The organism is Bacillus cereus group sp. MYBK95-2 (assembly GCF_051915225.1).
Lineage (GTDB): Bacteria > Bacillota > Bacilli > Bacillales > Bacillaceae_G > Bacillus_A > Bacillus_A cereus.
The window spans coordinates 697,143-713,568 of sequence record NZ_JBQAEH010000001.1 but is presented as its reverse complement, the minus strand read 5'-3'; the positions used below and the strand labels follow the sequence as shown (position 1 = coordinate 713,568).

Genomic DNA, 16,426 nt, shown 5'->3' with positions numbered 1-16,426 from the left:
GAGACGTATGAAGAAAATAGTCTTTACAGGTGGCGGTTCGGCAGGACATGTAACACCTAATTTAGCCATTATCCCATATTTACAGGAAGACAACTGGGATATCTCTTATATTGGTTCTCACCAAGGTATTGAGAAAACGATTATAGAAAAGGAAGGCATTCCCTACTATAGTATTTCGAGTGGAAAGCTACGTCGTTATTTTGATTTAAAAAATATAAAAGATCCTTTTCTTGTAATGAAGGGTGTTATGGATGCGTATGTAAGAATTCGAAAACTAAAACCAGATGTGATTTTTTCAAAAGGCGGTTTCGTATCTGTACCAGTCGTAATTGGCGGATGGCTAAATAGAGTACCAGTTTTATTACATGAATCTGATATGACGCCAGGACTAGCAAATAAAATTGCGCTTCGTTTTGCTTCGAAAATATTTGTTACATTTGAAGAAGCAGCGAAACATTTACCGAAAGAAAAAGTAATATATACGGGGTCTCCTGTACGTGAAGAAGTGCTGAAGGGAAATCGTGAAAAAGGTTTAGCGTTTTTAGGTTTTTCACGTAAAAAGCCAGTTATTACGATTATGGGAGGCAGCTTGGGCGCGAAAAAAATTAATGATACGGCTCGAGAAGCATTACCAGAACTTCTTAAAAAGTATCAAATTGTTCACCTTTGCGGAAAAGGTAACCTTGATGAAAGTTTACAAAATAAAGAAGGATATAGACAATTTGAATATGTACATGGAGAACTGCCAGATATATTAGCGGTAACAGATTTTGTTATTTCACGCGCGGGCTCCAACGCAATTTTTGAATTTTTAACATTACAAAAGCCGATGGTTTTAATTCCATTATCGAAATTTGCAAGCCGTGGAGATCAAATATTAAATGCAGAGTCCTTTGAAAGACAAGGATATGCCTCCGTATTATATGAAGAAGATGTAAATGTAAAATCTCTTATAAAGTATGTCGAAGAATTAAATCAAAATAATGAGAAGTATAAAACAGCACTAAAAAAATATAATGGAAAAGAAGCAATTAAAACAATCATTCAAAATATTTCAGAGGCATGATGAAATAATCATGCCTCTTTTAGTAGGGTGAAAGATTCCAAGAATTGATATTTTTATGTTACAATAAAGTGAAACTTTAATCAGTTGGGTGCATCCCACATCTAACTTCTTTACTGTTACTGAATTTTGAGGAGGGAGTCTTACTGCCCTCAAATAGCGGGATAACAAATGGGTTAATAGGGAAATTCCAATTAATGAGGCGTGAAAATACGAATGGATTAGGAGTGACTGTGTTGGAGCTAAGTCTCTATGAAAATACTGCACTTATTATATGCTTTGTGTTGTACGTTGGTAGTGTTATTGTTTATATTTCAAGGAAATTTTCGCAAGAAAGAGAGCTTGAAAAGTCGGAGATAACAGCTGAACTAGAAATGTTAGCTGATGAAAGTTATAAAAAACAAAAAATAAAAGAAGACCATGAAGCATCCCATCATTTAAACGCAAATAAGTTTTAAAGATGGGGATTTTTTTTGAAGTTGTTCTTTATTGTAGCTATAACAAATAACGCTAAAAAGGAGTTTCCCTATACATAATGAAGGAGTGTATATAAATGAATTTTTATATCGCCTCAGGTTTCCAAAATAAACATCTTGTACGTTCCGTAGCAAATGAACTGAAACATGCAGGATGGCACCATACATATGATTGGACCAAAAACGAAAAAGCAGCAAATGAAGAACAATTAAGAGAAATTGGTCAGGCAGAACAAAATGCTGTAAAAGAAGCGGATGTATTTTTACTTATATTAGATGGCGGAAATGGGAGCCATACAGAGTTTGGAATGGCGATTGCACTAGAGAAAACGATATATGTATATCATGCAGGAAGCCCGCTCCAAACAACGTTCTATCACTTGCCAGAAATAAATATTTTTGAAGGAGATGTAGCTGAGTTTGCATCTTATGTTATGAATCATATGAAATAATAGTAACTACCTAAAAGGTTATAAAAGTGATCTTTTGGGTACAGTGATGATAAGAAACGTATATAAAGGAGTACATAATATGAAATTAGAAAATGGATGGGAAACGAGCTTTTTAGAAGTCGTACAAAATAGTGAATTTAAGAAAGAGGCACTTCTTAGTCAATTGCTTTGTCAGGATAGTGAAGAAGTAGAAGAGCTTGTGGATGATTACGGCTACGAAGAACTTGTTGAACGTGAACATGATGATGAGTTAGCTGAAATCTTAGGAGAAGAACTTTTTAGTGAGATGGAACGCCAAGTATTCTTATCTTCAAACCCAGAAGAAAAATTGATTTCATTCGTCAATGGATTAGGTTTTCATGTGTTAGATTGGATCGTTCTTCTTGAAACAGAATTTGGCATTGATAGTGCAAACTTTACATCAGATGCTGTGAAGGTGTTAGAAAAGCGTTTCAGACAGTTTCCATACATAGAGGACAAGACAATTTTTGATATGACATTTGGAGAATCGATGGATGTATTAGAATCTGTTACAGGATTACAACTAAAGGAAAAGATGAACGTATAATGAAAAAAGAACGTGATTGGATCACGTTCTTTTTTTACATAATAATAATTTTATCATCTAGTTTTGTCTGCCCGGTAAGAAGTGCGTTTAAATATTCCACTTTTCTTATACAAGCTTGTATATGTCTTTCAATCTCTTGTAACTCTGCTTGGTGATGTGTTTCAATTGGATGAATTTGTACGTTGAATTTTTCAAATTGACTACTATATGTTATTTCTGCATAGCCGCTCATAATATCGGTTTCGTTATGAAATAAAAATTGCCTCGTTTTGTCACAGAATGATACATCCTGAAAGCCATATACTTTTAATGCTTCAATTACTTTTTTAATCATTTTTGTATTCATTTTTTAACCCTCTTTACGAAGTTCTACTTATATATTATAACATAAAAAATTACATAGAAAGCGCTTCCAAGTGTATTTTATTATAAACTTTACGTTTCAATCACAAAAATGAAACAAAGAAAAAATAATTGTAAAGAAGGAAGGACTCTTTTATTGTTTCGTCATATATATAGAGAAATAGTGCAATGAAAGGAAATTTTCCGAGGTGGAGATCGTATTTCCAATTTGAGCGCAGTAAAAGAGGTGAGAATTTTGAACTTTGATATTGTAGGACAAAAAGCATATATAAAAGATGGACCGCATCGGAACCGAATTGGAATTGTAAAGAAAAATGAGACAAAATTAGCATCGCAGTTTGCTATTGTAATTGGAGAACAAGTCATTGATGTAGAGCTAAAGGATATCGTGTTAGTTGGAGTAGACGTAGGACAATTTCATAAATGGTGCGAACAAAATGGTTATTTGTGAAAAGGACGGGCTGTGAGATAATGAAATATATTTGAGGAAAGAGGATATGTTATTGTATTCTCTTTTTCTATGTTTAAGGAGGCGAAAATGAAATATAAAGAACAGGAGTTTACGTTGGAGTTAAAAGAGAACATTCAATGTATGGAGAAGGAAATAGAGCGAATATCACTTAAACTGCATAAAGAGTATTCACATTTATACATAGAAAAACACATGGAATTAGATATGGGATTTGCAAGAGAAAAAGAGAATCCCTTTGAGGTGGGTTATTATTCATCAGTTGCTATAGCTATATTAGATGAAGAAAAAGAGCTGATTGGATTTCATAATATTCCAATTTGGAAATGTGAAAGAATCTTTTTAGGAATGCCAATTCAATCAAACATTTTGGGGAGTAAGAAAGTAGGGGAACTCGCTGATGAATCTTGTTATGAGATTGGGGAAGAGTTAAAAGAGCAACTAGAAGAATACTTAGAGTGATAATTCTCAAGATAAAATCTATAAAGAGGGGACGGAATAAAAAAGACGCTAACAATTGTATGTTAGCGTCTTTTTTCATTATGAAGCAATTTCACCAGTTTTTGTATCATCTTGATTGTACGTATCTTGATCTAATTCACCAAGCCATTTACTTGAAATAAGACCTGCTGTCATAGAGCCACTTACGTTAAGAGCTGTACGCCCCATATCGATTAATGGCTCAACCGAGATAACTAGAGCAACAATACCGATTGGTAAGTTCATTGTAGATAGTACGATTAAAGCTGCGAATGTTGCGCCGCCACCAACTCCGGCAACACCGAATGAGCTAATAGCAACAACAGCGATTAAAGTTAAAATAAATTGTGGTTGTAATGGATCAATTCCTACAGTTGGAGCGACCATCATTGCAAGCATTGCTGGATAAATACCTGCGCAACCGTTTTGTCCGATAGATACCCCAAATGAAGCTGCGAAGTTTGCAATTCCTTCGGAAATACCAAGCTTTTCTTTTTGCGCTTCAATATTTAATGGCATCGCACCAGCACTAGAGCGAGATGTGAATGCAAATGTTAATACAGGGAACACCTTTTTTAAATATTGAATTGGATTTAAACCAGATAGCGCAATTAATAATAAGTGGATAACGAACATTACGATAAGTGCTACGTAAGACGCTAACACGAAGTTGCCAAGTTTTAAAATAGCATTTATGTCGCTACCAGCAACTGTTTTTGCCATAAGAGCTAATACGCCGTATGGAGTAAGGCGTAAAATTAATGTTACCATACGCATTACGATTGCATATACAGCATCAAGCATCTTCTTAAATAGCTCTGCTTGTTCTGGATATTTTCGTTTTACACCTATAAAGGCAATGCCGATAAAGGCTGCAAATATTACGACAGAAATTGTTGATGTTGGACGAGCGCCTGTTAAATCAAGAAACGGATTTGTAGGTAATAGCTCTAATAATTTATCTGGAATTGTTGTCTTTTCAATAGAAGTAAATCTTTCTTCAACTAGTTTCAGACGAGCAGATTCTGCATCACCTTGTTGTAGGCCGGTTGCAGATACATCAAATCCTGCACTTGCAGCGATACCGACAGCTGCAGCGATTCCTGTAGTAAGAATTAAAATACCGATAATAAGGCCACTAATTTTACCAAGGTTTTTCGTTAACTGTAATTTTGTAAATGCTGAAATAATAGATACTAAAATAAGTGGCATAACGATCATTTGAAGTAATTTTACATAACCGTTACCGATTAAGCCAAACCAAGTATTTGATTCAATAATTACTTTAGAAGTTGGCTCATAAATAAATTGTAATATAAGACCGAATAAAATTCCGACTCCTAAAGCGGTAAATACACGTTTATTAAAAGATACATGCTTACGTTGCATATAATATAATACGCCAACTAAGATGAGCATGACTGCAACGTTAATTCCGACAAGCAGTGTATTCATGTTGATTCCCCCTAATTCCAATCTGTTATATAGAATATAAGGTAATAAAACCTATAAGTCAACTAGGAAATTCCGGAATTAAAAAAAAGATGGCAAAATGCCATCTTTTAATGTCCAGCCCCAGGCACAAGTAAGAATGTCGTGTAGTATGTAAATCCTATGAAGAAAACAGTTAAATATGCCCCAAATACGTATATATACATACGCTCTGTTAATTTTAAATAGCTTAAAAGTACGAAGAAACCTGTTTGTCCTAAAAATAGTAGTGCGGCCGGTTGCATATCCCCTACGTAAAACATAACCGAGAAAATTCCAGTCCAAAAGCCGAGAACGCGAAACATGCGCTCCATGCCATCTCCCTCCTTTTCTAAAAAAAGTAAACCTCACCTCATTATAGTTTATTTTTCTTACTATTGTAAATATTCTTTCATATAAAAAGAAGCCAATTATTATTGGCTTCTTTTTATATGAAAAATTAAATTGTTAGTTTATAATTACAAGATTTACATCCATCTAATAGACTATCATTTCGAGTTAATTCCATGTTAGGGAATAGGATTTCAAAAATCCCTTTCATCATATCTCCGTGCATGTTACAAATTTCAGTTGGATGATGAACAGCAACTTCTTTAAATGGACAATTGTGTACATCATAGAAAATTTTTGTTCCATCTGCACTTAATTCAAATGCAGGTGATAAGCCAGCTGTTGAGAAAGCTTCTTTTGCAATTTGAACTTTTTGTTCCACTGTTAAAGCATCTTCACTCACATTTAAACGTTGCATATGTTGTTGCATTAATTCAGCTCCGAATTGTTTTCCTGTTTCGTATAGCGCTTTCTCACCAGCAGCACCAAGACTAAGTAAAGAATTAAATGCGATTCTTGCTAACAATTGATAATCACGGAATGGAAATTGTAATTGGATAACATCTTCAGATAAGACATACAATCTGCTCGGTCGTCCGCCTTTTCCAGTTTTCTTCGTTTCCGATTTTAGCATATGAACATCTTCTAATTTAGATAAATGTAAACGCGCTACGTTTGGATGAATGTCAAACTCATCTGCAATTTCTTGTACCGTTACGTAACTATGTTTTTGCGAAATATATTTATAAATGTAATAACGAGTTGGGTCAGATAATACACCTGTAATTTTTAAAGCTTGTTCCATGAGGATCTCCACCTTTATCACTTTATCCAAGATAATAACATTATAATACAGATAAACATGAGTATAGGTAATTTCAGACAATAATTCGGAAATTGTTCATAATTTCACAAACATATTTTTCCTTTTTCCTCTATTGAAAATACAAAAGTCCAAATTTTTATTGCGCATGTTTTCATGCTATATACATAGTGAGGAGGGAAAAGTGATGAATGGGATTGAAATTTTTGCGAATGCAATTTTAAAAGAAGCGTGTAGGGTACAAGCGTCAGATTTACATATTGTGCCCCGGCAGAAGGATGTAGCGGTTCAACTACGTATAGGAAAAGATTTAATGACGAGACAGTGTATTGAAAAGGAATTTGGAGAAAAACTTGTCTCACATTTCAAATTTTTAGCATCTATGGACATAGGCGAGAAACGGAAGCCACAGAATGGTTCGTTGTATTTGCAAATTGATGGACAAGAAGTGTATTTACGCCTTTCAACACTTCCAACAGTATATCAAGAAAGTCTCGTTATTCGCCTTCATTTACAAGCATCTGTTCAGCCCATATCACATCTTTCGTTATTTCCAAGTACGGCAGCAAAACTACTCTCGTTTTTACGCTATTCACAGGGGCTACTTGTGTTTACTGGACCGACTGGATCTGGGAAGACGACGACAATGTATGCATTATTAGAGGTAATTAGAAAAAAGAAAACACGTCGCATCATTACACTTGAAGATCCGGTTGAAAAAAGAAGTGACGATGTATTACAAATTCAAATAAATGAAAAAGCGGGTCTCACATATGAAACAGGATTAAAGGCTATTTTACGTCATGATCCAGATATTATTTTAGTCGGTGAAATCCGTGATGAAGAAACAGCAAAAATAGCTATAAGAGCAAGTTTGACAGGACATTTAGTAATGACAACACTGCATACGAATGATGCGAAAGGAGCAATCATTCGCTTCATGGATTATGGTATAACGAGGCAAGAGATTGAACAGTCTTTATTGGCTGTAGCTGCACAGCGACTTGTCGAATTGAAGTGTCCGTTTTGCAGAGGAAAGTGCTCAACTTTATGTAAATCAATGAGGCAAGTAAGGCAGGCTAGCATATATGAGCTACTATATGGATATGAGTTAAAACAAGCGCTTAAAGAAGCTGGTGGAGAATGTGTTACTTACAAACATGAGACTTTAGAATCGTCAATACGAAAAGGATATGCTTTAGGTTTTTTAGAAGAAGATGTTTATGTTTAAGAAAACATGGAGTTTAAGTGATCAAGTAGTATTGTTGAAACGTTTAGGAGAATTATTAGAAAAAGGCTACTCTCTTTTACAAGCATTAGAATTTTTACAGTTTCAATTACCTGTAGAAAAGAAAGTACAATTGCAGCGCATGATTGAGGGGTTAAAAGATGGGAAAAGTCTACACGATTCTTTTCATCAGTTAAAGTTTCATCAGGACATGTTAAGTTATTTATTTTATGCCGAGCAACATGGTGATATTTCTTTTGCTTTGCAACAAGGAAGTGCACTTCTTTATAAGAAAGATAAGTATAGGAGAGACATGATGAAAATAATGCAGTATCCTATGTTTTTGATGTTTTTTCTACTAATCATGCTCTTTATTTTTAAACTCATTTTATTACCTCAGGTTGAAATGGTTTATAGTTCGTTCGGTTCTAATACACCACTACTTACAGAACAAATTTTAAGTGCAATAAAACTGCTACCTTACATTATTTTAACCGCTATTTTAACTGTTATTATTGGAGGTATTTTATACATGTTGTATTTTAGGAAACTTCCACATATTAGACAGGTAAAAATTATGCTTCGTATTCCCCTCATCAAAACATTTCTTATTTTAAAGCATTCACATTATTTTGCTACTCAGTTGAGTGGTTTATTAAATGGTGGACTATCAGTATGTGAAGCTTTAACAATAATGATGGAGCAAAGATATCATCCGTTCTTTAAATATGAAGCGAGCCGGATTGAAAGACAATTAATTGGAGGAGAACAGTTACAATCTATCATTGCTAAAAGTGGGTATTACGAGAAAGAACTTTCTTATGTTATTACGCATGGACAAGCAAACGGCAATTTAGGGATTGAATTAGGTGACTATAGCGATCTTATTATGGAAAAGATGGAACGGAAAATTAAACATATGTTAGTTATCATTCAGCCTATTTTATTTACATGTATTGGAGGAATCGTTGTCCTTATGTACTTAGCGATGATTATGCCGATGTTTCAAATGATGAATTCTATTTAGGGGGCATTTGTATGCAGAATGAGGAAGGGTTTACTCTGTTAGAGATGCTATTAGTAATGGTTGTCATAACTATATTATTACTATTAATTATTCCGAATGTAGTTACACAGCGCTCATCGGTCCAAGGAAAAGGTTGTGCAGCTTACGTGAAATCTATAGAAGCGCAAATACAAGTATATCAATTACAACATAATAAAATTCCATCGTTAAAAGAACTGACAGATGAAAAGTATATTACAACTGATAAGTGCCCGAATGGCGAATCTATTCATATTTCAGATGATGGCGCAGTATCAATTAGGGCATTGTGAAACAACAGGGGTTTACTTTTTTAGAAATGTTACTCGTTTTATTTGCTATTTCTGTATTAAGTATAGTTACGTATTTTAGTGTTCATTCCTTATACGAGCGACAAAAAGTTGAACAATTTTTGAGACAGTTTTCAAATGATATTTTGTATATGCAGCAATTAGCGATAAACCGTCAAAAGCACTATACATTACGTTGGCATAAAGATAGAAATATGTATGCTATAAAAGAGTCAGGTACAAAGTATTATATCGTCAAGCGAGAGTATGAAGAAGATATACAAATTGATTTGCATACGTTTCCAAATCCGATGACATATAATCCAAGTGGAAATATTAATAGAGGTGGTACGATTATAATTTCGTATCGAAATTATAAATATGAAATTGTATTTCAGCTTGGAAGAGGGAGATTTACGTATCGTGAAATGTCAAAAAGGATCCATAATGGCTGAAATGATTGTATCGTTAAGTGTTTTAATGATGGCTGTATCGTTACTACTACCGCAAACAGTATTAGTTATGCAAGAAAGAAAAAATATACAAATTCGTTATAAGGCAACTGGATTATTAAAAAAAGAAGCAGCTATATATATGTATGGAAATGAAGACAAGCGAATAATAGAAAAGAATATAAATGGAATTGTGTATTACACATATTGGGGAGGCAATGAAGTTTGTACTGTGTGGAGAGATGTGAAAGACAGAATGATGGAACAATGCTTTTATGTAGGAGAAAAAATAAATTAGAATTTGGTTTTTCATTAATAGAAATGATTGTATGTCTGTTTCTATTATCAATATTTTTTTTGCTCTTTCCCCGCCTACATTTCATTGAAATGGAAAATAAACAGTCGAAAGGGTTAAATGATTGGGAGTGGGATGTGTATTTAGGGCAAATGCAATTGGAGTTTCGTGAAGTATCATCTGGAGAACAGCTAGCATTTGAAAATGGAGAAAGTATTTTACGATTCCGATCGCGTAATGGGAGTGAAGTATCGTATGAAAAAGAGAATAGTCGTCTTATAAGAAAGGTAAATAGGCGCGGGAGGGAAGTTGTTTTACAAAATATTGGAACGGTTTCTTACAAACTAACACCTCATGTACTCATTATAAATGTGAAAGATACTAGTGGGAAAATATATGAAGGTGTAGTTATGCGATATAGCGAAATAGGAATAAACGTATGAGAAAGCAAAATGGATTTACAATGCCTGGAACGATTATCTTTCTTATTTTATTAACTTCTTTTTTTATATACGAAACAAATATGTTGTTTACAGATAAAAATTTTTATATAGAAATAGAACAAAAGTTTTTATTGGATGAATTACTTAACCGATCTATTACAGATATAAAAAAAGATTTACAGCAAAAAGAAAAAGAAGGTACATTTTTCTTTCAGTATGAAAAGGGAGAAGCGAGTGGAAATTATGTCTTTGAAAATGATTTAATTCTCGTTACGTTGCAGTGCACACTCAAACAGGAAGCTTTCTATACGGTAGGTTTTCGGTATAGAAAAAAGGATGGGAAAATAGTCGATTGGATAGAAGGATAATGTATAAAATATATGTAAATAAACCAAGGTTTCCTATTGTAAATTAAATTGATTTTTTAGAAGAAATGGATAAATATAATGATTAAAAGTTTAAATTTTCTCAAAAAAGAGAAAGGTAGAAAGAATATGATATATTCATGCTATCCAATCATTATTTTTAGGGAGAATAGGGAAATGACAAACAACAATCAAATAGGTGAAAATAAGGAACAAACTATTTTTGATCATAAAGGAAATACGATTATGACAGAAGATAGAGAAATACACATTATTTCAAAATTTGAAGAACCTCTTATTGTCGTATTAGCAAATGTACTAAGTGATGAAGAATGTGATGAATTGATTGAAATGTCTAAAAATAAAATGGAGCGTTCTAAAATTGGTTCATCACGTGATGTAAATGATATTCGAACAAGTAGCGGTGCATTTTTGGAAGATAATGAATTTACTTCAAAGATTGAAAAACGAATTTCATCTATCATGAATGTTCCTGCGTCGCATGGTGAAGGATTGCACATTTTAAATTATGAAGTGGATCAACAATATAAAGCACACTATGATTATTTTGCGGAACATAGTAGATCAGCTGCTAACAATCGTATTAGTACGCTTGTAATGTACTTAAATGATGTAGAAGAAGGCGGCGAAACGTACTTCCCAAAATTAAATCTTTCTGTACACCCTAGAAAGGGAATGGCAGTATACTTTGAGTATTTTTATCAAGATCAATCATTAAACGAGCTTACGTTACACGGAGGGGCACCTGTAACGAAAGGCGAGAAATGGATTGCAACGCAGTGGGTGAGAAGAGGTACTTATAAGTAAAAGCGAATGTTACGTTTTGTTCTTCATAGTATAAGAACAAAACGTTTTTTTATTAAACAAAGTAGCATCTTTCGTTATAATAACAATTAATAAATGACGATTGAGAGGACAGAAAATGAAATCTATATACATAACCGGCTACATGGGAGCAGGGAAAACAACAATTGGAAAAGCGTTAAGTAAAGAACTTCAAATGGATGTTGTAGATACTGATCAAAAAATCGAAGAGAAGCAAGAGAAGGCAATTCGAAATATTTTTGCCGAAGAAGGCGAAATGGCTTTTCGGGAATATGAAAGCGAAATGTTACGTTCGCTACCAGTCCATAATGTCATTATTACAACTGGTGGGGGAATTATTGAACGAGCAGAAAATCGCAAGTGGATGAAAGAGAACGGAACTGTCGTGTATTTATATTGTGATCCGCATGTAATTGCAGAAAGGCTTCGTGAAGATACGACACGTCCACTATTTCAAAAGAAAGATATAGATGCATTTGTAACGAAATTTGAATTACGCCGAGCTTATTATGAAGAGGCTCATATTCATATCGATACGACAAATAAGTCTGTAAAGCAAATTATGAATGAATTAAGGGAAAAGATTAATGTATAAAAAAGTGGACATACTAATCAAGTAGAGGTGATGATAATATGTCTACTAATGATTATGTTCGCTTTGTGACGCAGCAGTTTGTGTCGTATATGGATGCTCCAAAAGAAGATCGAAAACAAAAGAAAGAACAACGCCGTGCTGAAAAAGAGCCATTTATGAATAAGTGGTTTGGTGTTATGCCGCTGAGTGCTGCTTTGTTTTATCGAAATGTAAAAAGTAAAAGAAAAAAATCAAGTTAAATTTTAGTCATATGTCTAGCAAAATAAAGATGCCCTAGTGTCGTAATACACTAGGGCATCTTTGTTTACTGCACGGATTCTTGTTCTTCCGTAACGGCATGTATTTTATTGTTCACCCATACGAACCCTATTCCGATACAAATAGAAATACCCCATCCGACAGCGGTCATAATCGCTCTCATTTCACCGTAGCCATCTACACCAAAAACAGAGATGAAATAAATTTTTAAAAAGCTTTTTAATATAAATTGTAGCCCGAAAAATAACGTTAAATATTGCAGTGCTGGATATATACGACTATCACGATACAGCTCACGACTTTTATCACGGTCATGACCTTGCAGTGCTGCAATATCCGCAGCGAAATATAACATGAGTGGTTTTTTTATGAAAATTGTACAGATGACGATAATACCGAGTACGATGTGATAATATGCATCATTCCACAACATTCGTTCAGCTGACCCAGATAATAAATCTACCGTTGTATTAGAAATGAGTGTAATTAAAATAAAGAACCCTGTCACGTTAAACTGTTTTTCTTTTTTAAAGGTATACAGTGTATAAATAATCCCCGGAACAGAGGAAAGTAACATCGCGTAATAAGGATCGATATAAGGTTTTGCAAATTTCCAAATGAGGAATGGGATTACGAGATAAAAGACAAGATCTAATATAGCTTTTTTATTTTGATTCATACAAAGCCTCCTTAAGTCATACATATATTTTATAATATAATTTCTGAAAATTGTATAAGGTTTAATGGGAAAAGAAAAAATATATCAATTTTTGAGGGATTAGTAGATTGAAAAAAATTGCCCCTAGCGTGGTAAGTTTTTTTAGTATATAATAAAGGAAACGCTTTCATTTTTAGTTTGTTCACAAAATGGACGGAAAATCACATATTTACTCTCGATATGTTGCTTTATAATGAAACTAATTAAATATACATGCATACAATATTGTGAAATAAATAACATAAATAATCTATATAAATGTAAACGTTATCAAAAGAGAGAGGTGGAGACAATGAGTAAATTTTTCTTCAATCATAATCCAGCAACAGTAGAGGATGGAAGGCTTGTTAAATATGCTGAAATTATTTATGGAGAAGGTGGCCGTTCTGTATTAGAAAATTTAATGGTGAAGGCATCTATCAGATTGCGTGATCGTTATCCGAATAAATCTGACGAGCAGATCTCGAACCTAGTAAATAAAGGCATCCATGATATGTTTCAAAAATATGTGAGCGAGTAAGAGTGGCCAATGGCTGCTCTTATTTTTTTGTATAAGGATTGTAACTCTAGCTGAAAATAAACATGTATTCTGAAAAACGTAAAAAGGAGTGGGAAAGATGAGCAATGGAATTGGACGTTCGAAAGAAAATCTTCCAACTGATGCAAATCATGTGAGCGCGAAGGATCGTGCGTATCAAAAACGCATGGCAAAGCAAAAACAACAAGAGCGTAATGAGGATAGAGAGTAACTCGAAATAAAGCTCCTTCTAAAGCAGAAGGAGCTTTATTTTGATAGAAAATGATTCGCGGTAACATAAAAGAGTCCACCGTTAATAATTTGCACTGTAATACGTGGTTCATACTGTTCTTGCAGAGCTTGTTTTTCAATTTCATAGCTCTCAGGAAGTTCGTCACTTTCTTCATAAAAACGGTTTAAAAGGTCTAAATCATGATTCCAACGCACTCTTGCTTCTTTTGCCCACGTATGGTCATCTTCTGCAATTATATTTTTTAAAGCGTCTTCTATGCGTTGTAAACCACTTTGAGGTTTAATGATGGGCGAGAGCGTAAAACAAAAATCAGGTATTTTTGGTGTAAGTTTAATGTTTGTTAATGTTTCATGAAAGTTTGCCATCATTGTTCCAGAAATGAGATGAATACCAATCGAGTGAAGGATGTCTTTTTTTCGATCACATTGATAGGAAACTTTTATATTAATACCGAGCCAAGGGTGGAGCGGTGTATGTGTTGCCCCATTATGTCTTACATCCTCATATAAACGTATGTAAGAGCCTAATTCTTTTGTCGTTTGGAAAATTTGATGTAGACGTGGTGAACCGTAGTGAATAAGCTCACCATCATTTTCTTCATTTTCTGGATTTGTAATAAGAGTAAGGCGCATCGGATTCGGTACGCCTCCTGTTTTCTCAAGATAGTGCCAATAAAAAGGGCGATTCATTAATAATTTATCCATCTCAATTGTTAACTGTACATCTAATAAATGAGGAGAACGTTCTAAAATTTCACAGTTATTCGCCTCAAAGAAATTGTATAAGTAATTATGAATTTCATGTTGCTGCATAGCCTTGCACCTCAGCTTCATTTCGTTTCGCAAAGTCGATTATAGATGTTAAGTTTTCCATCTTAATTCTAATTTCACCTTCGCTTTTTGATTGCGCGAAAATTTCTTGAATGTGCGCGTCGATGTTTTTCATATTAATTCTCGTTAAAATTTCATCGAGTTCACCGATAACACGCTCGAATAAGTTGATTTTTTCATATAACAGTTTCAGAATATGTTCTTCAACAGTATGCTTTGTAGCTAAGTTATAAATATGAACATCATTCTTTTGACCGAGACGGTGAATACGTCCGATTCTTTGCTCAAGACGCATTGGATTCCATGGCAAATCATAATTGATCATATGGCTACAAAACTGTAAGTTAATGCCTTCTCCGCCAGCTTCCGTTGCAATTAACACTTGGGCACGATTTTGGAAAAGTTCCTTCATCCAATCTTTCTTCCCGCGTTTAAATCCGCCGCGGAATGGGACAGAAGAAATACCGTGTTGTTGTAAAAACCATTGTAAGTACATCTGTGATGCTCGGTATTCCGTGAAAATGACGACTTTATCGTCAATTTCTTTTATAAGCTCTAGAGCTTTAGTTGCTTTCGAGTTGAAAGGAATATGATTAATTTTGTCCATTAGCACATCGATATGTGGATCTTTTATATAATGTTCATTTTCTTTCTGTCTTTTTTCTACATGCTTTTTCAATGAATAGTAAACAGCCTCACGACTACTACACGCTTCCCGTTTTAACGTTAACGATGAGAAAGCAGATGTGAAGGCGTCTTGTCCTCGCCAATTTTCGATATCATTATATAGAGCTTGTTCTTGTTCATTAAACTCAACAAAAATTGTACGTACATGTCTCTTCGGCCAATCGATACCGGTATTATGTCGTCTATTTCGCACCATTACTTTATTAATGAGAGCTTTTAAGTCTTCATCTGATTCGGCTGAACGATTTTTGGAAGCGTAATATTCTTCAAAGTTGGATTGATTGCCTAAATGTCCTGGTTTTAATAAAGAAACAAGGTTAAAAATTTCATCAATCTTATTTTGAACAGGAGTAGCGGTTAGTAATAAACAAAACTTCTTTTTTAATCGTTGTGCAAATTCATAGTTTTTTGTTTTATTATTTTTCAGTTTATGTGCTTCATCGATAATAATAAGGTCATATTCTAAGTTCAACACGATATCGCGATGTGGTGAACGTTTCGCAGTATCAATTGATGATACGATTACGTCAGCTTGTTCCCACGAGTAGCTTTTCTTTTGTGCTACAGCGGGAATGAAAAACTTTGTATTCAGCTCGTATGCCCATTGTGATACGAGAGAAGCTGGGACAAGTATAAGTACCTTTTTCACAAGCCCGCGGACCATGTATTCTTTCAAAATAAGTCCAGCTTCGATTGTTTTTCCAAGACCTACTTCATCTGCTAGAATCGCTTTACCATTCATTTGTTCAATTACATTTTGAGCGACTTCTAATTGATGCGGAAGCGGTGTGAAATGGGATAAATGTTTCGGTGCTTGTAGTCCATCAAAAGTAGGAACAAGTAACGATTTTTCTGTTTCATAAGCTAAGTGATATAAATCCCAGTTTGTCCAAGGACCATCTTCATCAATTCTATTTAAAAAATTGTTTTGCCACGTCCGATCTACGGAAATATCGACATTCATTACGACTCTCCCACCTTTTATAAACTAAAGTAATTATTTTTTAATGTATGATGATTTGCCTTAAAAGAAGGCATAATTATCGTTATTAAAGGCTATATGATAGACAATAATAAAGTATTAAATCT

26 protein-coding genes are annotated in these 16,426 nt (G+C 34.0%); 18 read left to right on the top strand and 8 right to left on the bottom strand.

Annotated features, from left to right (window positions below):
* Nucleotides 1-7 precede the first annotated feature (7 nt).
* From murG to ACTFN4_RS03695, 4 genes are all read left to right on the top strand, one after another.
* Nucleotides 8-1,066 (top strand): undecaprenyldiphospho-muramoylpentapeptide beta-N-acetylglucosaminyltransferase, encoded by a 1,059-nt coding sequence (gene murG, locus ACTFN4_RS03710; RefSeq protein ID WP_000724776.1) that lies wholly within the window; start codon nucleotides 8-10, stop codon nucleotides 1,064-1,066.
* Between the two features lie 194 nt (nucleotides 1,067-1,260).
* Nucleotides 1,261-1,521 carry a DUF3966 domain-containing protein gene (locus ACTFN4_RS03705; protein WP_001250699.1) on the top strand — a complete coding sequence of 87 codons (261 nt, stop codon included), beginning with the start codon at nucleotides 1,261-1,263 and terminating at the stop codon, nucleotides 1,519-1,521.
* A gap of 95 nt (nucleotides 1,522-1,616) precedes the next feature.
* Nucleotides 1,617-1,991 carry a nucleoside 2-deoxyribosyltransferase gene (locus tag ACTFN4_RS03700; protein WP_001012342.1) on the top strand — a complete coding sequence of 125 codons (375 nt, stop codon included), beginning with the start codon at nucleotides 1,617-1,619 and terminating at the stop codon, nucleotides 1,989-1,991.
* A 79-nt stretch (nucleotides 1,992-2,070) separates the two neighbouring features.
* Nucleotides 2,071-2,559, top strand: a complete 489-nt coding sequence (locus ACTFN4_RS03695) for a hypothetical protein (RefSeq protein WP_000764267.1) — start codon at nucleotides 2,071-2,073, stop codon at nucleotides 2,557-2,559.
* Nucleotides 2,560-2,593: 34 nt separating this feature from the next.
* Here the strand turns inward: ACTFN4_RS03695 and ACTFN4_RS03690 are convergent, their stop codons facing one another.
* A complete protein-coding gene (locus tag ACTFN4_RS03690) occupies nucleotides 2,594-2,905 on the bottom strand; it encodes a hypothetical protein (RefSeq protein WP_001093239.1) in 312 nt (103 codons plus the stop codon).
* A gap of 252 nt (nucleotides 2,906-3,157) precedes the next feature.
* Here ACTFN4_RS03690 and ACTFN4_RS03685 point away from each other — a divergent pair, with 252 nt between their 5' ends.
* Both ACTFN4_RS03685 and ACTFN4_RS03680 read left to right on the top strand, forming a co-directional pair.
* Nucleotides 3,158-3,373 carry a DUF3912 family protein gene (locus ACTFN4_RS03685; protein ID WP_001008327.1) on the top strand — a complete coding sequence of 72 codons (216 nt, stop codon included), beginning with the start codon at nucleotides 3,158-3,160 and terminating at the stop codon, nucleotides 3,371-3,373.
* An 87-nt stretch (nucleotides 3,374-3,460) separates the two neighbouring features.
* On the top strand, nucleotides 3,461-3,853 hold the full coding sequence (locus ACTFN4_RS03680; RefSeq protein ID WP_000875395.1) for a hypothetical protein: 393 nt from the start codon (nucleotides 3,461-3,463) through the stop codon (nucleotides 3,851-3,853).
* Nucleotides 3,854-3,931: 78 nt separating this feature from the next.
* On the opposite strand, the gene ACTFN4_RS03675 is transcribed toward ACTFN4_RS03680, so the two are convergent.
* From ACTFN4_RS03675 to ACTFN4_RS03665, 3 genes are all read right to left on the bottom strand, one after another.
* Nucleotides 3,932-5,326 (bottom strand): L-cystine transporter, encoded by a 1,395-nt coding sequence (locus tag ACTFN4_RS03675; RefSeq protein WP_001094345.1) that lies wholly within the window; start codon nucleotides 5,324-5,326, stop codon nucleotides 3,932-3,934.
* A gap of 107 nt (nucleotides 5,327-5,433) precedes the next feature.
* On the bottom strand, nucleotides 5,434-5,676 hold the full coding sequence (locus ACTFN4_RS03670) for a DUF2626 domain-containing protein (RefSeq protein ID WP_000440716.1): 243 nt from the start codon (nucleotides 5,674-5,676) through the stop codon (nucleotides 5,434-5,436).
* Nucleotides 5,677-5,801: 125 nt separating this feature from the next.
* The gene (locus ACTFN4_RS03665; protein ID WP_000434125.1) at nucleotides 5,802-6,497 is read right to left on the bottom strand and encodes a helix-turn-helix transcriptional regulator; all 696 of its coding nucleotides are present in this window, start codon (nucleotides 6,495-6,497) and stop codon (nucleotides 5,802-5,804) included.
* Between the two features lie 205 nt (nucleotides 6,498-6,702).
* On the opposite strand from ACTFN4_RS03665, the gene comGA reads away from it, so the two are divergent.
* From comGA to ACTFN4_RS03615, 10 genes are all read left to right on the top strand, one after another.
* The gene (gene comGA / locus ACTFN4_RS03660; protein WP_439962084.1) at nucleotides 6,703-7,746 is read left to right on the top strand and encodes a competence type IV pilus ATPase ComGA; all 1,044 of its coding nucleotides are present in this window, start codon (nucleotides 6,703-6,705) and stop codon (nucleotides 7,744-7,746) included.
* Nucleotides 7,739-8,770 (top strand): competence type IV pilus assembly protein ComGB, encoded by a 1,032-nt coding sequence (gene comGB / locus ACTFN4_RS03655; RefSeq protein ID WP_000475187.1) that lies wholly within the window; start codon nucleotides 7,739-7,741, stop codon nucleotides 8,768-8,770. Before comGA ends, comGB begins: the two co-directional genes overlap by 8 nt.
* 11 nt (nucleotides 8,771-8,781) lie before the next feature.
* Complete coding sequence (gene comGC, locus ACTFN4_RS03650; RefSeq protein ID WP_001178687.1) at nucleotides 8,782-9,081, top strand: competence type IV pilus major pilin ComGC; 300 nt, start codon at nucleotides 8,782-8,784, stop codon at nucleotides 9,079-9,081.
* Nucleotides 9,078-9,533 carry a competence type IV pilus minor pilin ComGD gene (comGD, locus tag ACTFN4_RS03645; RefSeq protein ID WP_000813141.1) on the top strand — a complete coding sequence of 152 codons (456 nt, stop codon included), beginning with the start codon at nucleotides 9,078-9,080 and terminating at the stop codon, nucleotides 9,531-9,533. Before comGC ends, comGD begins: the two co-directional genes overlap by 4 nt.
* On the top strand, nucleotides 9,526-9,828 hold the full coding sequence (locus tag ACTFN4_RS03640; RefSeq protein ID WP_000829469.1) for a hypothetical protein: 303 nt from the start codon (nucleotides 9,526-9,528) through the stop codon (nucleotides 9,826-9,828). The genes comGD and ACTFN4_RS03640 overlap by 8 nt, the downstream gene beginning before the upstream one ends.
* Nucleotides 9,798-10,268 (top strand): competence type IV pilus minor pilin ComGF, encoded by a 471-nt coding sequence (comGF, locus tag ACTFN4_RS03635; RefSeq protein WP_000923101.1) that lies wholly within the window; start codon nucleotides 9,798-9,800, stop codon nucleotides 10,266-10,268. The genes ACTFN4_RS03640 and comGF overlap by 31 nt, the downstream gene beginning before the upstream one ends.
* The gene (gene comGG, locus ACTFN4_RS03630) at nucleotides 10,265-10,636 is read left to right on the top strand and encodes a competence type IV pilus minor pilin ComGG (RefSeq protein WP_001231317.1); all 372 of its coding nucleotides are present in this window, start codon (nucleotides 10,265-10,267) and stop codon (nucleotides 10,634-10,636) included. The genes comGF and comGG overlap by 4 nt, the downstream gene beginning before the upstream one ends.
* Nucleotides 10,637-10,810: 174 nt before the next feature.
* Nucleotides 10,811-11,461 (top strand): 2OG-Fe(II) oxygenase, encoded by a 651-nt coding sequence (locus ACTFN4_RS03625; RefSeq protein ID WP_000183856.1) that lies wholly within the window; start codon nucleotides 10,811-10,813, stop codon nucleotides 11,459-11,461.
* Nucleotides 11,462-11,576: 115 nt separating this feature from the next.
* Entirely contained in the window at nucleotides 11,577-12,074 is a 498-nt protein-coding gene (locus tag ACTFN4_RS03620; protein WP_078187083.1) for a shikimate kinase, read from the top strand.
* A 38-nt stretch (nucleotides 12,075-12,112) separates the two neighbouring features.
* A complete protein-coding gene (locus tag ACTFN4_RS03615; RefSeq protein ID WP_000106083.1) occupies nucleotides 12,113-12,313 on the top strand; it encodes a YqzE family protein in 201 nt (66 codons plus the stop codon).
* 65 nt (nucleotides 12,314-12,378) lie between these two features.
* Here the strand turns inward: ACTFN4_RS03615 and ACTFN4_RS03610 are convergent, their stop codons facing one another.
* Nucleotides 12,379-13,011 carry a VC0807 family protein gene (locus ACTFN4_RS03610; RefSeq protein ID WP_001073111.1) on the bottom strand — a complete coding sequence of 211 codons (633 nt, stop codon included), beginning with the start codon at nucleotides 13,009-13,011 and terminating at the stop codon, nucleotides 12,379-12,381.
* A gap of 141 nt (nucleotides 13,012-13,152) precedes the next feature.
* Entirely contained in the window at nucleotides 13,153-13,269 is a 117-nt protein-coding gene (locus tag ACTFN4_RS03605; RefSeq protein ID WP_071741173.1) for a GTP pyrophosphokinase, read from the bottom strand.
* Between the two features lie 73 nt (nucleotides 13,270-13,342).
* On the opposite strand from ACTFN4_RS03605, the gene ACTFN4_RS03600 reads away from it, so the two are divergent.
* Nucleotides 13,343-13,570 (top strand): hypothetical protein, encoded by a 228-nt coding sequence (locus ACTFN4_RS03600; protein WP_000032702.1) that lies wholly within the window; start codon nucleotides 13,343-13,345, stop codon nucleotides 13,568-13,570.
* A 97-nt stretch (nucleotides 13,571-13,667) separates the two neighbouring features.
* Nucleotides 13,668-13,799: a hypothetical protein gene (locus ACTFN4_RS03595; RefSeq protein WP_000064668.1), complete on the top strand. Its 132-nt coding sequence runs from the start codon at nucleotides 13,668-13,670 to the stop codon at nucleotides 13,797-13,799.
* Between the two features lie 35 nt (nucleotides 13,800-13,834).
* Here the strand turns inward: ACTFN4_RS03595 and ACTFN4_RS03590 are convergent, their stop codons facing one another.
* A complete protein-coding gene (locus ACTFN4_RS03590; protein WP_001183964.1) occupies nucleotides 13,835-14,632 on the bottom strand; it encodes a YqhG family protein in 798 nt (265 codons plus the stop codon).
* Entirely contained in the window at nucleotides 14,619-16,301 is a 1,683-nt protein-coding gene (locus tag ACTFN4_RS03585) for a DEAD/DEAH box helicase (RefSeq protein WP_001100040.1), read from the bottom strand. Before ACTFN4_RS03585 ends, ACTFN4_RS03590 begins: the two co-directional genes overlap by 14 nt.
* Nucleotides 16,302-16,426 lie beyond the last annotated feature (125 nt).